This is a genomic window from Pseudomonas sp. GV071 (assembly GCF_003050835.1).
Taxonomy (GTDB): Bacteria; Pseudomonadota; Gammaproteobacteria; order Pseudomonadales; family Pseudomonadaceae; genus Aquipseudomonas.
Window position 1 is genome coordinate 168894 of sequence record NZ_QAOJ01000001.1, and the last position, 14003, is coordinate 182896.

The 14003-nt window shown below is 62.1% G+C and carries 13 protein-coding genes and 4 tRNA genes; 12 read left to right on the forward strand and 5 right to left on the reverse strand.

Annotated elements, in window-relative coordinates; translation table 11 throughout:
- Positions 1 to 19 precede the first annotated feature (19 nt).
- Both C8K61_RS00665 and nudC read left to right on the forward strand, forming a co-directional pair.
- Positions 20 to 1696 carry a ferrous iron transporter B gene (locus C8K61_RS00665; protein ID WP_108094188.1) on the forward strand — a complete coding sequence of 559 codons (1677 nt, stop codon included), beginning with the start codon at positions 20 to 22 and terminating at the stop codon, positions 1694 to 1696.
- Positions 1696 to 2526, forward strand: a complete 831-nt coding sequence (gene nudC / locus C8K61_RS00670; protein WP_108094190.1) for an NAD(+) diphosphatase — start codon at positions 1696 to 1698, stop codon at positions 2524 to 2526. Before C8K61_RS00665 ends, nudC begins: the two co-directional genes overlap by 1 nt.
- On the opposite strand, the gene C8K61_RS00675 is transcribed toward nudC, so the two are convergent.
- A complete protein-coding gene (locus C8K61_RS00675) occupies positions 2494 to 3273 on the reverse strand; it encodes a TSUP family transporter (RefSeq protein WP_108094192.1) in 780 nt (259 codons plus the stop codon). The genes nudC and C8K61_RS00675 overlap by 33 nt on opposite strands.
- A gap of 101 nt (positions 3274 to 3374) precedes the next feature.
- Here C8K61_RS00675 and C8K61_RS00680 point away from each other — a divergent pair, with 101 nt between their 5' ends.
- Positions 3375 to 4025 carry a hypothetical protein gene (locus C8K61_RS00680; protein ID WP_108094194.1) on the forward strand — a complete coding sequence of 217 codons (651 nt, stop codon included), beginning with the start codon at positions 3375 to 3377 and terminating at the stop codon, positions 4023 to 4025.
- Positions 4026 to 4119: 94 nt separating this feature from the next.
- On the opposite strand, the gene C8K61_RS00685 is transcribed toward C8K61_RS00680, so the two are convergent.
- Genes C8K61_RS00685 through C8K61_RS00695 form a run of 3 tightly spaced genes read right to left on the reverse strand, consistent with a single transcriptional unit; the run spans position 4120 to position 7666 of the window.
- Positions 4120 to 5022, reverse strand: coding sequence for an EamA family transporter (locus C8K61_RS00685; RefSeq protein WP_108094196.1), 903 nt, complete (start codon positions 5020 to 5022; stop codon positions 4120 to 4122).
- A gap of 57 nt (positions 5023 to 5079) precedes the next feature.
- Positions 5080 to 6567: an MDR family MFS transporter gene (locus C8K61_RS00690; RefSeq protein ID WP_178086415.1), complete on the reverse strand. Its 1488-nt coding sequence runs from the start codon at positions 6565 to 6567 to the stop codon at positions 5080 to 5082.
- Between the two features lie 52 nt (positions 6568 to 6619).
- Positions 6620 to 7666 carry an HlyD family secretion protein gene (locus tag C8K61_RS00695; protein WP_108094200.1) on the reverse strand — a complete coding sequence of 349 codons (1047 nt, stop codon included), beginning with the start codon at positions 7664 to 7666 and terminating at the stop codon, positions 6620 to 6622.
- Between the two features lie 105 nt (positions 7667 to 7771).
- Here C8K61_RS00695 and C8K61_RS00700 point away from each other — a divergent pair, with 105 nt between their 5' ends.
- The 7 genes from C8K61_RS00700 to C8K61_RS00730 all read left to right on the forward strand — a co-directional run bounded on the left by C8K61_RS00700 (position 7772) and on the right by C8K61_RS00730 (position 11613).
- Positions 7772 to 8698: a LysR family transcriptional regulator gene (locus C8K61_RS00700; protein WP_108094202.1), complete on the forward strand. Its 927-nt coding sequence runs from the start codon at positions 7772 to 7774 to the stop codon at positions 8696 to 8698.
- Between the two features lie 69 nt (positions 8699 to 8767).
- On the forward strand, positions 8768 to 10249 hold the full coding sequence (gene gltX / locus C8K61_RS00705; RefSeq protein WP_108194996.1) for a glutamate--tRNA ligase: 1482 nt from the start codon (positions 8768 to 8770) through the stop codon (positions 10247 to 10249).
- Positions 10250 to 10395: 146 nt separating this feature from the next.
- Positions 10396 to 10471, forward strand: a tRNA-Ala gene (locus tag C8K61_RS00710).
- A 68-nt stretch (positions 10472 to 10539) separates the two neighbouring features.
- A tRNA-Glu gene (locus C8K61_RS00715) sits at positions 10540 to 10615 on the forward strand.
- Positions 10616 to 10667: 52 nt separating this feature from the next.
- A tRNA-Ala gene (locus C8K61_RS00720) sits at positions 10668 to 10743 on the forward strand.
- A gap of 65 nt (positions 10744 to 10808) precedes the next feature.
- A tRNA-Glu gene (locus C8K61_RS00725) sits at positions 10809 to 10884 on the forward strand.
- Between the two features lie 294 nt (positions 10885 to 11178).
- On the forward strand, positions 11179 to 11613 hold the full coding sequence (locus C8K61_RS00730; RefSeq protein ID WP_108094206.1) for a thioesterase family protein: 435 nt from the start codon (positions 11179 to 11181) through the stop codon (positions 11611 to 11613).
- 104 nt (positions 11614 to 11717) lie between these two features.
- On the opposite strand, the gene C8K61_RS00735 is transcribed toward C8K61_RS00730, so the two are convergent.
- Positions 11718 to 12131 (reverse strand): hypothetical protein, encoded by a 414-nt coding sequence (locus tag C8K61_RS00735; RefSeq protein WP_108094208.1) that lies wholly within the window; start codon positions 12129 to 12131, stop codon positions 11718 to 11720.
- 135 nt (positions 12132 to 12266) lie between these two features.
- On the opposite strand from C8K61_RS00735, the gene C8K61_RS00740 reads away from it, so the two are divergent.
- Positions 12267 to 13244: a tRNA-dihydrouridine synthase gene (locus tag C8K61_RS00740; RefSeq protein WP_108094210.1), complete on the forward strand. Its 978-nt coding sequence runs from the start codon at positions 12267 to 12269 to the stop codon at positions 13242 to 13244.
- A gap of 260 nt (positions 13245 to 13504) precedes the next feature.
- Positions 13505 to 13951, forward strand: a complete 447-nt coding sequence (locus C8K61_RS00745) for an Hsp20 family protein (RefSeq protein WP_108094212.1) — start codon at positions 13505 to 13507, stop codon at positions 13949 to 13951.
- The last annotated feature ends 52 nt before the right edge of the window (positions 13952 to 14003 follow it).

The following is a 14003-nucleotide window of genomic DNA, read 5'->3' on the forward strand; positions in this document are numbered from 1 at the left end:
GCGGGAGGCGCAGTAGGCCATGGTTTCTGGAGCCACATCCCTGAGTCTGGTGCGCGACGAGCTGTTCGCCACCATGGAAGAGGCGGAACTGAGCCTTGAGCAGTTTATTGCCGAACGCAACAACGGCAGCCTGCTGCAACAAGCGGTGGAGTACCTGCAGCAAATTCGCGGCACGCTCAACCTGATCGAACTGGCTGGCGCCGAATTGCTGGCCCAGGAAGTTCTCGAACAGGCCACCGATATTCCCGAAGGCGCCGGTGAAGAGCGCGACGTGCAGCTGTCGGCGTTGAACAACGCCCTGCACGTGCTGCGCCGCTACCTGGAAAACGTCGAGATGCACCGCCAGGAATTGCCTGAGCTGCTGCTGCCGGCAATCAACGACCTGCGCGCCGCGGGCGGCCAGCCGCCGCTGCCGGAGAGCTTCTTCTTCAGCGCACGCCTGGACCAGAATCGTCCGGAAACTGGCGCAGCGGTCGACGTTGCTGCGCATGCGGCGGATCTGCGCCGTCTGCGGCAGATGTACCAGGTGGGCTTGCTCGGTTTTATCCGCGAAGACGGTCCGCAAGCGGGATTGAAGCTGATGGGGCGCGCGCTCACGCGTCTGGACAACCTGTTCGCTGGCCAAGGCCGTGGTCGCCTGTGCTGGATCGGTGCGGCGGCGCTGGAAGCCCAGGTTGACGGCCAACTGCTGCCACGCAAATCGCGCAAGCAGCTGTTCGCCCGCATCGACCGCGAGCTCAAGCAACTGCTCGGCAATGCCAGCTACGAAGCGCCGCGCAATCTGCTCAAAGAACTGCTCTATCTGGTGGCCCTGGCGGACAGCCATGGCCCGCAAGCCACTCAGGTGCGCGAGATTTTCGCCCTGACCGCCTTGCCGTTTACCGATCAACTGCTCGAAGAAGAGTCGCAGCGCCTGGCCGGCCCCGGCCGTGCGGTGATGCGTTCGTTGTCGTCGGCCATTCGTGAAGAACTGGCCAGCGTCAAAGACCTGCTCGACCTGATCGAGCGCGGTACTGTCGACAGCGAGCGCTTGGCAACCCTGCACGGTCTGCTCGGCAAGCTGGCAAAAACCCTCGGCATGGTCGGCCTCAGTTCGGCGGGTGCGACCCTGAGCAATCAGCTGCAAGTGGTGGCCGGCTGGAACGATGCCGAGCCTATCGAAGTGCCGGCGCTGCACAAGCTTGCCGACGCCGTGCTGTATGTCGAAAGCATGGTTGCCAGCCTGGAAAGCGGTGAGCGCCGTGATGCGCGGCCGCAGGAAGTGCAGCCAGGTGACGAGGCGACGTCGTTCGCCCAGCACCAATTGAGCGAAGCGCGGATTGTGGTGGTCGATGAGTCGCAGGCGGGCCTGGCCCTGGCCAAACGCGCGATCACTTCGTACCTGGAATCCAATGGCGACAAGCTGCACCTGGCCAACGTGCCGTTCAGCTTGCAGGCTGTGCGTGGCGGTCTGTGGTTCCTCAATCAAGAGCGTGCTGCGCTGCTGGTCGGCGCCTGTGCCGACTACATCCAGACGCAAATGCTCGAAGCGGCGCAGATGCCCTCCGAGCAGATGCTGGAAACCCTCGCCGATGCCCTGACCAGCCTTGAGTACTACCTTGAAGGCGGCGCCGTGTTGCGGCCGGAAACCGTGCCGAGCGTGCTCGACCTGGCCGCCGAAAGCGTGCGTGCCCTGGGCCTGCAGGTGGCTGCCTGATGAGCAAAAGCTGGCTGCCGGGCGTTCTCGATACCACGCAAGCGGGCGGTTGGGCCCTGGCACATTTTCGCCAGGGTTTTCTCGCCGACAGCAACGGCGTGCTGTTCCCCCGCGACTGGCTGAAGCGCCAGGACCTGCCGGCGTTTGAAGAGCATGGCCTGGGCCATTTTGACGGCGACGCCATCTACCTGCTGGATTTCGCCCAGGCGCCAGAGCTGCCGGGCTGCACCTTGCAGGGCCTGCGTCAGTTCATGATGCAGAGCGATGCCGACACCTTCCGCCTGCTCGGCTATGCCGCGCAAATTGCCACCTGGGCTGACAACTATCGCTTCTGCGGCAGCTGTGGCACCCGTACGCAGCGTTCATTGATCGATCGTTCGGCTACCTGCCCGAACTGCGAGGTGGCGCATTACCCACGGCTGTCGCCGAGCATGATCGTGCTGGTGACCCGTGGTGATGAGATTCTGCTGGCCCGTTCGCCGCGCTATGTGCCGGGTATGTACAGCACCCTGGCGGGCTTCGTCGAAGCCGGCGAGTCGGTGGAAAACTGCGTGGCGCGTGAAGTGCGCGAAGAAGTGGGTGTGGAGATCAAGAATATTCAGTACCTGGGAAGCCAGGGCTGGCCGTTCCCGCACTCGCTGATGCTCGGTTTCCATGCCGAGTACGCCAGTGGCGAGATCGTCATGCAGGAAGAGGAAATCGAAGACGCGCAGTGGTTCAAGCTGGATAACTTGCCGCCGCTACCGTTCCACCGCTCGATTGCCCGCTACCTGATTGAGGTCTACCTGGCGCGCCGTTCAGGCCAGCCCGAACCAGTGCTGCCAGGCTAGGCGCACGGTCAACGCCAAGACCACAAGAATGAACACCGGGCGGATGAATTTCGAGCCGCCCGAAATCGCCGTCCGCGCCCCCAGAAATGCCCCGGCCATCAGTGCCACGCCCATGCTCAGGCCGAGCACCCAGGCCACTTGCCCGCCAATGATAAACACCACCAGCGCAGTGATATTGCTGACGAAGTTCATCGTCCGCGCCACGCCGCTGGCGCGCAGCAAATCGAGCGGGTAGAGCAGCAACGAGCTGACCGTCCAGAACGCGCCGGTGCCAGGCCCGGCAACCCCATCGTAGAAGCCCAAGGTGAAGCCTTGCGGCCATTGCCGACGGCGCGGAATCGGCGCGTCGCTGCTCACCGGTGCGGTGGGGGTGCGGCTGAACAGCAGGTACACGCCACAGGCAAACACCACCACCGGCAGCATCTGCATCAGCCATTCGGCCGGCAGCCAGTGGGCGATGGCGGCGCCAATGGCCGAGCCGACGGCGGTGGCGATCAGGGCGTTGCGCCAGGCCGTGGGGTCGAACAGCTTGCGCCGGTAGAAGGTCAGGCTGGCGGTGGCCGAGCCGAAGGTCGCGCAGAGTTTGCTGGTGCCCAGGGCCAGGTGCGGCGGGATGCCGGCGGTGAGCAGGGCAGGCATGGTCAGCAGACCGCCGCCGCCAGCGATGGCGTCGATAAAGCCAGCGATAAAGGCGACGCCGGCAAGAATGGCGAGGGTGGTCGGATCTACAAGCAGTTCGAAAGGCATAAAAAAGGTCGACTGGTGTCAGATTGCGCCGAATGCCGGCTGGCCGTGGACGGGGCGGCTGCGCATAATGCCGGCTATTTGCCGCAGAAGGAATTGGCTTTATGCAGTATGACGGTCTGGCGTGGGGCATCGCCCTGCTGGCACTACTGGCCGTATTGGTCGCCGCACGGATTCTGCTTGATCGCAGTTGGTTTCTCGGCTGGCTGCGCGGCACGGTGGGCTTGGCGTTCGTGGCCCTGGCCGCGCTGATCGGCGTAGTCGCCTACGACCTGGTGAGTTACGACGCGCTGCCGCAGGACAAACCGATGGTCACCCTGAGCTTTCAGGCTGACGGTCCGCAACGCTACCGCGTGACCCTGCTGGAAGGTGCGGACGAGCGCACCGTCAACCTCGAAGGCGACCTCTGGCAACTGGATGCGCGCCTGTTCGAATGGAAGGGCCTGGCGGCGCTGATCGGTCTGCAACCGGGCTACCGCCTGGAAAAACTGTCTGGACGTTTCCTCGCCATCGAGCAGCAAGAACTGGCGCAACACGCCAACGCGCCGCTGGCCCACAGCCCCTACGGTATCGACCTGTGGCGCTGGCTGCGGCTGGGGCAGCACGACCTGTTCCTGTTCAAGCCGCAGGCGCTGCGGGTGACCTACCTGCCGATGGCCGATGGCGCGGTGTACGCCGTCAGCCTGTCGCCCACCGGGTTGATGGCCAAGCCACTGAACCAGGCGGCGGATCAGGCGCTTAAAGACTGGAAGTAAACGCTGAGCTGCTTTTTGTGGGAGGGGCTTCAGCCGCGAGCTCTTGATCTTAAAAGCTCGCGGCTGAAGCCCCTCCCACAAAAGCAAAAGCGCATCAGCGACGGCCGAAGATAATCAGCATCACCCCGGCCAAAGTCACCAGGCAGGCCACCAACGCCGCCATCCCCAGGCTTTCGCCCAGCAGGAGATAGCCGAGCAACAGGGCGATCACCGGGTTCACAAAGGCGAAGGTCGAGACCAGGCTTGGTCGCACTTCGCGCAGCAGCCAGAAGTAGGCGGGGTACACGCCTAGGCTCACCGGCAATACCAGGTAGGCCAGCCACCACCAGCCGTGCAGCGACAGCTGGCTCAGGTGCAGCTCACTCCACTCGCCGCGCCAGGCGGCGAATAGCGCCAGCATCAAGGCGCCAATCAGCATTTGCAGGCTCATGCCTAGCCAGGTCGAGCGGAACGATGGGCGGCTGCGCAGCAGCCAGGCGCCGACGGCCCACATCAGCGTGGCGGCGACCACCAGGCTGCCGGCAAACCACTGCTGAGCGTTGGCGGCGTGGCCCAAGCCGTTGCTCATCAACAGTACGATGCCGATGGAGGCCAGCGTCAGGCCGCACAACACCCACAGCGGCGGGCGATCACCCAGCAGCCATTCCAGCGCCACGCTCCAGATCGGCAGCGTGGTGTAGAGCATCGCCAGCAAGCCGGTGGGCAGGTATTGGTTGGCGTAGAGCAGGGCGCCCTGGCCGACGGTGATCAGCATCAGGCCGCCGATAAAGGCGCCGCCCCAGTCGCTGCGTTGAATGCGCGCCTGGCCGCTGACAAATACCCAGAGCAACGCCAGGCTACCGGCGAGGAAGAAGCGCAGGGTGACGATGACAAACGGCGGCAGTTCCAGCAGCAGAAAGTGGTTGGCCAGGTACGTGGTGCCCCAGCCGATATACACCGCAGCAAAGGACAGCAGCAGCACCAGCGAGCGGGCGCGAGGAGAAAGCGTGGAAGACATGGCAAGCCTGAAATGACGCGCGCCGGCAGGGCGCCGGCGCGTCGATGCAAAGTGGAGTTAGTGAGCCGCGCCGCCCGTGGCGCCAGCAGGCAGGGCTTTGGTCAGCAGCACGGCGATCATGCTGATGGCCAGGGCCAGGCCGACAAAATGGAAGGCGTCATTGTAGGCCATGATCATCGCCTGCTGATGGGTGATCTCGCTGAGTTTGGCCAGTGCCGCGGTTTCATTGCCCAGGGTCTGCGTCAGGCTGTTCAGGCGCTCGGCCACTTGCGGGTTGCTCGGCACAATGGCTTCGCGCAGGTAGTCGAAGTAGATCTTGGTGCGTGCGTCCAGCAGGGTGGCGAGCAGGGCAATGCCGATGGCACCGCCGAGGTTGCGCAGGATGTTGAACAGGCTGGAGGCGGAGCCGGCATCTTGTGCGCTGATGTACACGGTGGCGATCAGCGAAATGGTCACCATGATCAGCGGCTGGCCGAAGGCGCGCAGCAGTTGGATATGGTTGAACTGCGGGCCGGCGAAATCCAGGTTGAGCACCCCGGACAGGAAGCTGCCCAGGCCGAACAGGCCAAAGCCCGCCGCGCACAGCCATTTCGGCGAGATGAACTTCATCAGCTTGGGCACGAAGGGAATCAGGAACAGCTGCGGCACGCCCATCCACATGATCACTTCGCCGATCTGCATCGAGTTGTAGCCCTGGATCTGCGCCAGGTACAGCGGCAGCAAATAGATCGAGCCATACAGGCCCACACCCATGCCCAGGCTGGAAATGCTCGACAGGCCGAAGTTGCGGTTGCCGAGAATGCGCAGGTTGATCAGCGGGTTGGGCTTGGACATCTGCACGATCACAAAGCTGATCAGACTGATCAGCGCGATGCTGCCGAGGGTGACGATAAACGCCGACTCCAGCCAGTCCTTGCGGTGGCCTTCTTCAAGAAATACCTGCAGGCAGCCCAGGCCGATGCCGAGGGTGAGGATGCCGGCGTAGTCGGTGCTTTTCAGCAGCTCCCAATGCGGCGCCTTTTTCTCCAGGCCATAGAGCAAGCCGGCGATCATCAACAGGCCGGGCGGCACGTTGATATAGAAGATGTATTCCCAGCCCCAGTTCTCGGTCAGCCAGCCACCCAGGGTGGGGCCGATGGAGGGGGCGAAGGTGGCGGTCATGGCGAACATGGCCATGCCGATGGCGCGCTTGCTTTCCGGCAGCTTGATCAGCACCAGGGTGAAGGCCAGCGGAATCAGCGCGCCGCCGGTAAAGCCCTGCATGGCGCGAAAGACGATCATGCTCTCCAGGTTCCAGGCCATAGAACAGAGCAGGGACGAGATCAGAAAGCCGATCGAGACATACACCGACAGCCGCCGCGCCGAGAGCAGCTGCACCAGCCAGGCGGTGAGCGGGATCATGATGATTTCCGCCACCAGGTAGGAGGTGGAGATCCACGAGCCTTCCTCCAGGGTGGCCGACAGCGCGCCCTGGATGTCTTTCAGCGAGGAGTTGGTGATCTGGATATCCAGGACGGCCATGAACGCACCGAGCATGGCGCTCATTACCGCAATCCAGTCCCGCCGCGTGGGTTCGCCTTCGGGGCGAACCAGGGCATCAGCTACCACTGTTGTCCGCCTTGATGGTGACTTTCACGGTGACCGACATGCCTGGGCGAATTTTGCCCTTGAGCGGGTTGTCGGCGGCGAAGGTCAGTTTCACCGGGATGCGCTGCACCACCTTGGTGAAGTTGCCGGTGGCGTTGTCCGGGGGCAGCAAGCTGAACTGCGCGCCCGAGGCGGCGAACAGGCTCTGCACGGTGCCTTCGATGGATTTACCGGGATAGGCGTCGAATTCCAGCTCGGCTTTTTGCCCAGGCTGCATTTCACCGATCTGGGTTTCCTTGAAGTTGGCCTGTACCCAGATGTCTTCGTCCGGCACCAGCGACATCAGGTAAGCGCCGGCGGAGACGTACTGACCGTTGCGCGCGGCGCGCTGGCCGATCATGCCGCTGATGGGCGCATGAATTTCGCTGCGGCTGAGGTTGAGCTTGGCTTGTTCGAGGTCGGTACGGGCGTTTTTGATCTGTGCCTGCAGACGTTTGATATCGGCGTTCAGCGAGTTCACCTGTTGGCGCTGAGCTTCCAGGTCGGCCTGGGCCTTGCTTACTTGCGAGCGGGCTACACGGTTGTCGGCGGCCAGGGTGGTGACGCGTTCCTCTGAGACATAACCCGGCTTGCGCAGGGTTTGCGCACGGGAGAGGTCCATCTGCACGCGGCCGAGGGTGGCTTCGGAGGAGGTCACGTCGGCGGCGCTGGCGGCGATCATGCTGCTTTGTTGGGTCAATTTGCTTTGCGATTGCGCCAGTTCGGCTTCGCGGGTGGCGAGGGCGGCTTCGGCACGGTCGACGGCAATGCGGAAGTCTTCGGCATCCAGCACCACCAACAGCTCGCCTTTTTCCACGTGCTGGTTGTCGTGCACCAGCACCTGGTCGATACGCGCACTCAGTTGGCTGGACACGCGGGTGATCTCGCCCTGGACGTAGGCGTTGTCAGTGGTTTCGACAAAACGGCCGACAAAAAACCACTGTGCAAAGAAGCCACCGGCTATTAGGACGATGATGGCGATAAACAGGAAAAGGCGACGTTGCAATTTGGCAGGCATTCTGGTGCTCGAAGGGCGGGCAAAAGTGTAAGCGAATCTAACAGTGTTCCATGCAGCTAAGTAGCCGATACAATTCAGAAACTTTGTTGCTTATGGGGAACAATAATGGGGCTGGATGATGCGTTGATCTTCACCCGCGTCGTGGAATGCCACAGTTTCACCCAGGCGGCGCACGCGTTGGCGATGCAGAAGTCGACCGTGAGCCGGCGCATCGCCTTGCTCGAAGAGCGCCTCGGCGTGCGTTTATTGAACCGCACCACACGCAAATTGCGCCTTACCGAAGTCGGGCAGGCGTACTACGAGCGCTGCCGGCAGATCATGCTCGACTTCGCCGAAGCCGAGCAGGCGGTGATGCAGTTGCAGCAGGAACCGTCCGGTTTGCTGCGCATTACCGCGCCAATCGAGTTTGGTCAGTTGTTCCTCGGCCGCGTGCTGGGCGCCTTTATGTTGCAGTACCCGCAGATCACCGCCGAGGTGGAAATCACCTCGCGGCACGTGGACCCCTTGGAGGAGGGCGTCGACATCGCCATCCTTATAGGCCAGCCGCAGGATTCCACCCTGATCGCTCGCAAGCTGTTTTCCAGCGGCCGGCGTCTGTGTGCCAGCCCGGTGTACCTGGCGGCCCACGGTACGCCGCAGGTGGTGGGCGATCTGGCTAACCACCGGGCGATTTTGCTGCCGCAGGACTCCATCCGTTATTGGCCGCTGCTGGGCGAGAACATTCCCTGCCAGCGCGTACTGTCGTGCAACAACCTGACCTTTGCCCGCGAGGCCGCGTTGTCCGGCGCCGGGATTGCCGCGCTGCCGCTGATGCTCAGTGAAGACCAAGTGGTGCGCGGCGAACTGGTCGAATTGCTCCCGGACGTGCGCCTGCCGATTGGCGAGGTGTATGCCGTGTACCCGTCGCGGCGCTTCCAGGCGATGAAGGTCAAAGCCTTTCTGGATTTTCTGATGCGCAGCCTGCGTCTGGAAGAAGGCGCATTGCTGGAGCCTTCCGTGGTGCGGCTGGTAACATTGCCGCCCACTTTCTGATTTCTCGCTCGCTGGCCGCTGTGCCAGCGGTGAAGTGCCCTTAATCGTTCTGCTGATTCGAGACTGTCCATGACTAAAGTACGCACCCGTATCGCACCATCGCCCACCGGCGACCCCCACGTTGGCACCGCGTATATCGCGCTGTTCAACCTGTGCTTTGCCCGTCAGCACGGTGGTGAGTTCATTCTGCGTATCGAAGACACCGACCAGTTGCGCTCCACCCGTGAGTCGGAGCAGCAGATCTACGACGCCCTGCGCTGGCTCGGCATCGAATGGAGTGAAGGCCCGGACGTCGGTGGCCCGCACGGCCCGTACCGGCAGAGCGAGCGCGGCCCGATCTACCAGAAGTACAACGCCGAGCTGGTGGAAAAAGGCCATGCCTTCCACTGCTTCTGCACCGCCGAGCGCCTGGACAAACTGCGCGCCGAGCAAACCGAAAAGAAAGAAACCCCGCGTTACGACGGCCTGTGCATGAACCTGCCAGCCGCTGAAGTAGCGCAGCGCATTGCCGCTGGCGAGCCGCACGTCACCCGCATGAAGATGCCGACCGAAGGCGTCTGCGTGGTGCCGGACATGCTCCGTGGCAGCGTGGAAATCCCGTGGGACCGCATGGACATGCAGGTCCTGATGAAAACCGACGGGCTGCCCACCTACTTCCTCGCCAACGTGGTCGACGACCACCTGATGGGCATCACCCACGTGCTGCGCGGCGAAGAGTGGCTGCCGTCGGCGCCCAAGCTGATCAAGCTGTACGAGTACTTTGGCTGGGAACAGCCGCAGCTGTGCTACATGCCGCTGCTGCGTAACCCGGACAAGAGCAAGCTGTCCAAGCGCAAGAACCCCACCTCGATCACCTTCTATGAGCGCATGGGCTACCTGCCGCAAGCGATGCTCAACTACCTCGGTCGTATGGGCTGGTCGATGCCGGACGAGCGCGAGAAATTCACCCTGGACGAGATGGTCGAGCACTTCGACATTCAGCGCGTGTCGCTGGGCGGGCCGATCTTCGACCTGGAAAAACTCTCCTGGCTCAACGGCCAGTGGATTCGCGAACTGAGCGTCGAAGACTTCCCCGCCCAGGTGCAGAAGTGGGCGCTCAACCCCGAGTACCTGATGCAGATCGCCCCGCATGTGCAAGGCCGGGTGGAAACCCTGAGCCAGGTCGCGCCGTTGGCCAACTTCTTCTTTGCCGGCGCCTTGCCGCTGGATGCGGCGTTGTTCGAGCACAAGAAGCTGTCGCCGGAGCAGGTACGCCAGGTGATGCAGTTGATCCTGTGGAAGCTCGAGTCGCTGCGTCAGTGGGAAAAGGACAAGATCACTGCCTGCATTCAGGCGGTGGTCGAGCACCTGGAGCTGAAACTGCGCGATGCCATGCCGTTGATGTTCGTCGCCATCACCGGCCAGGCCAGCTCGGTATCGGTGCTCGATGCCATGGAAATTCTCGGCCCGGACCTCACCCGTTTCCGTCTGCGTCAGGCCATCGAGCTGCTCGGTGGCGTGTCGAAGAAAGAAACCAAAGAGTGGGAAAAGCTGCTGGCGAGCATCGCTTAAGCCGCGATTTTCGCGGTGTTGGCGCCTGGGAAATGCTGGGAGGGCAGGGTAAGTAGTTGTTCTGCCAGCATAAAAAATCAGCGTGTAGGAAAAATAGTGTTGACAGGTCCGGGGCTCAGATTTAACATGCGCCCCGTCCTCGAGATGGGGGTATAGCTCAGCTGGGAGAGCGCTTGCATGGCATGCAAGAGGTCAACGGTTCGATCCCGTTTATCTCCACCAATCTCTAAAGCCGAAAGGCTTGCCACAACCGGTTCATCGAACGGGTTGAGTTGTTAGAAGGGTTTTGCGTCCCCTTCGTCTAGTGGCCTAGGACACCGCCCTTTCACGGCGGTAACAGGGGTTCGAGTCCCCTAGGGGACGCCACGATTTAAAATGCAGCACCGCAAGGCGCTGTGAGCCGTGAGGCGATAAATCTGGGGGTATAGCTCAGCTGGGAGAGCGCTTGCATGGCATGCAAGAGGTCAACGGTTCGATCCCGTTTATCTCCACCAATTTTGCACTACGCTTCACGAGTGCCACGGGCCAGCTAAATGCTGGCCTTGTTTTTGAAGGTTTTGTCCCCTTCGTCTAGTGGCCTAGGACACCGCCCTTTCACGGCGGTAACAGGGGTTCGAGTCCCCTAGGGGACGCCAATTTATCCGCTTTGCGGACTTTTGAAGGGTTGCTCTTACGAGCAACCCTTTTGTTTTTCTGGGGTGCTAAACGATCGGCTGCGCGTCGGCGATGCGGCGTTGAAAGCGACTTTTCAATGCTCATGGGCTACAGCCCACTGCGCTTGAAAAGCCACTTTCGCCTTGCCTCGCTCTCGCTCGATCTCGAGTGATGGGAGGCAAAGGACGTTCGTTCTCCGTCATTCATATCCCTTATCTCGTCGCCCAGTCGTTTCCCACGTTGCTAAACTGCCGCCTCGCCGCATGGAGAGACGTATGAACTGGGATTTGCCAACGCCTTTTGTGATTGATCTTTCGGTAGCCGCCGACGATATCGACGGCCTCGGTCATGCCAACAACGCTGTCTACGTCAGTTGGCTGGAGCGCTGCGCCTGGCGCCATTCGCAAAGCCTGGGGCTGGATCTGGTGGAATATCGCCGCCTGGACCGCGCCATGGCGGTGGTGCGCCATGAGGTGGACTACCTGGCCAGCGCCTATGAAGGGGATGAGCTGCAGGTGGCGACCTGGATTATCGAGTCGGACCAGAAGCTGCGCATGAGTCGGCATTTCCAGCTGATTCGCCCAGCCGATGGTGTGACCCTGCTGCGGGCCAAGACCACCTTTGTGTGCATTGAGCTGAGCAGCGGTAAACCCAAGCGTATGCCGCAGGAATTTCTCGACGGTTATGGTCCGGCGGTGCTTAACCGCTAAACACCCTCCCTTGTAGGAGCGGCTTTAGCCGCGATGCTCTTCGGCTTCAGCCTTCGTTTACAGGTCCGGCCAATCGCGGCTGAAGCCGCTCCTACTATGAGGGGTTATGGCGCCTGGGTATCAGCCGGCGAAAGAAACGCGCCGGTGTCGTCGACCACAATCTTGAATTCGCGCGTCTCGCCCGGGGTAAACACCGCTGACTGTGCATTGGCCGGCATATCGCTCACGCAATAGCCTGAGCCACCCCGCGACACGCTGATCGATACCTCGCCCGCCGGCACATCCACGGCAATCGACTGTTTGGGCGCCAACTGCGCCACCAGCTGATTCTGTACGTACAAATCCACCGCGCAGGCGTTCGGTGCCATGTTGTCGCGGCTGACCACCAGGCGCGCCATGGCTTCGCTGTCGGGGGCGGTGGTCAGCGGTACATCCGCTGGCGGCACCAGAGATTCGGCGCAGGCCGGCCCCAGGTAAAACAGGCAGGCCACGGCCAGAAGACGGAAGAGGGCACGCATTGTCAGGTTCCTTTCATCGGGTTCTACCGTTTGTGACCGCAGGCTGTCCGCTGGAATTCATTGAATCGTCGCCTTGCCCGGCGCAGATCCCTACACTAGGCGCCTTTTTCGCCTGCTCTGAAGAGAACTCCCGTTATGCAGATCGCCCTGGCGCCCATGGAAGGCTTGGTCGACGAAATCCTCCGTGACGTGCTGACCCAGGTTGGCGGCATCGACTGGTGCGTGACCGAATTCATCCGTGTCAGCGAGCGTCTGCTGCCTGCCAGCCACTTCCACAAAATGGCGCCGGAACTGCAGGACGGCTCGCGCACGCGTGCCGGGGTGCCCATGCGCGTGCAGTTGCTGGGCTCTGATCCGGTGTGCCTGGGCGATAACGCGGCGCTGGCCTGCGAGCTCGGCGCGCCGGTGCTGGACCTCAACTTCGGCTGCCCGGCCAAGACCGTCAACAAGTCCCGTGGCGGCGCCATCCTGCTCAAGGAGCCGGAGCTGCTGCACGCCATCGTCAGCGAAGTGCGCCGCAGCGTTCCGGCGGCAATTCCTGTCACCGCCAAGATGCGCCTGGGCTACGAAGTGCCGGATTACGCGATGGATTGCGCCCGCGCGCTGGCCGCTGGCGGGGCCGCGCAGATCGTTGTGCATGCGCGCACCAAGCGCGAGGGTTACAAGCCGCCGGCGCATTGGGAGTGGATTGCGCGGATTCAGGAGGTGGTCGATGTGCCGGTGTATGCCAACGGCGAAATCTGGAGCGTTGATGACTGGCGCCGTTGCCGCGAAATCAGTGGTGCCGAAGACATCATGCTGGGCCGCGGCCTGGTGGCCTTGCCGGACCTGGCGCGGCAGATCGCAGCGGCCCGCGCCGGTCAAGACATCGTGCCGATGACCTGGGCTGAACTGACGCCGCTGCTGCAATCATTCTGGCTGCAGGCACGCGGCAAGCTGTCACCACGCTATGCGCCGGGTCGCCTCAAACAGTGGCTGGGTCAACTGACCCGCAACTACCCGCAGGCCATGGAGCTGTTCAATCAGGTTCGCCGCGAAAGCGATTGTGAGCGTATCGATGCGTTGTTGCAGGTCAGTGCGCAGATGGCCGAGCGTCAGCTGCAAACCGCGTAGGTCATTGGCGCAAATTTTTTGTTTGGCTCTCTTGAAACGGATCGGCTCGTCCTTATCTAGGGGTTGCGGGATGCCGAAGTCGGGTCCCGTTTAGTCCATGTGAAAACTACTGCGCTCGGTTAGGCAGCGTTAAAAACAGGCTCGCAATGCTCATTGGCTACAGCCAACTCCGCTTACTCACCTGTTTTTGCCTTGCCTACCCTTCGCTCGCTACGTTTTCACAAGGCCTGTCACTACTTGCTGATTTTCAGGAGAGACACATGAGCACTGCATTTTCCCTCGCACCACTGTTCCGCAGCTCCGTTGGTTTCGATCGTTTCAACGATCTGTTCGAAGCCGCTGCACGCAATGAACAGGGCAGCTCCTACCCACCCTACAACGTTGAAAAGCACGGCGATGACCAGTACCGCATCGTGGTCGCGGCGGCCGGTTTCCAGGACGAAGACCTCGACCTGCAAGTGGAGCGCGGCGTGCTGACCGTGACCGGTGGCAAGCGTGCTGACGCTGGCAAAGACGTCACCTTCCTGCACCAGGGCATTGCCCAGCGTGCGTTCAAGCTGTCGTTCCGCCTGGCCGACCATATCGAAGTCAAGGCGGCAGCCCTGGCCAACGGCCTGCTGAATATCGACCTGGTGCGTATCGTGCCGGAAGAAGCCAAGGCCAAGCGCATTCCAATCAATGGTGCGCGCCCGGTGCTCAATAGCTGAGGCAGCAAACACCGTCGTCCCAGCGCAGGCTGGGACCCAGAGTTTTTCAGGT

Coding starts and splice junctions, on each gene's coding strand:
- C8K61_RS00695 (WP_108094200.1), bottom strand. CDS start 7,666: ATGCCTGCCAAATTGCAACGTCGCCTTTTCCTGTTTATCGCCATCATC.
- C8K61_RS00730 (WP_108094206.1), top strand. CDS start 11,179: ATGAACTGGGATTTGCCAACGCCTTTTGTGATTGATCTTTCGGTAGCC.
- C8K61_RS00700 (WP_108094202.1), top strand. CDS start 7,772: ATGGGGCTGGATGATGCGTTGATCTTCACCCGCGTCGTGGAATGCCAC.
- C8K61_RS00680 (WP_108094194.1), top strand. CDS start 3,375: ATGCAGTATGACGGTCTGGCGTGGGGCATCGCCCTGCTGGCACTACTG.
- C8K61_RS00745 (WP_108094212.1), top strand. CDS start 13,505: ATGAGCACTGCATTTTCCCTCGCACCACTGTTCCGCAGCTCCGTTGGT.
- C8K61_RS00735 (WP_108094208.1), bottom strand. CDS start 12,131: ATGCGTGCCCTCTTCCGTCTTCTGGCCGTGGCCTGCCTGTTTTACCTG.
- nudC (WP_108094190.1), top strand. CDS start 1,696: ATGAGCAAAAGCTGGCTGCCGGGCGTTCTCGATACCACGCAAGCGGGC.
- C8K61_RS00685 (WP_108094196.1), bottom strand. CDS start 5,022: ATGTCTTCCACGCTTTCTCCTCGCGCCCGCTCGCTGGTGCTGCTGCTG.
- C8K61_RS00690 (WP_178086415.1), bottom strand. CDS start 6,567: ATGAGCGCCATGCTCGGTGCGTTCATGGCCGTCCTGGATATCCAGATC.
- C8K61_RS00675 (WP_108094192.1), bottom strand. CDS start 3,273: ATGCCTTTCGAACTGCTTGTAGATCCGACCACCCTCGCCATTCTTGCC.
- C8K61_RS00665 (WP_108094188.1), top strand. CDS start 20: ATGGTTTCTGGAGCCACATCCCTGAGTCTGGTGCGCGACGAGCTGTTC.
- C8K61_RS00740 (WP_108094210.1), top strand. CDS start 12,267: ATGCAGATCGCCCTGGCGCCCATGGAAGGCTTGGTCGACGAAATCCTC.
- gltX (WP_108194996.1), top strand. CDS start 8,768: ATGACTAAAGTACGCACCCGTATCGCACCATCGCCCACCGGCGACCCC.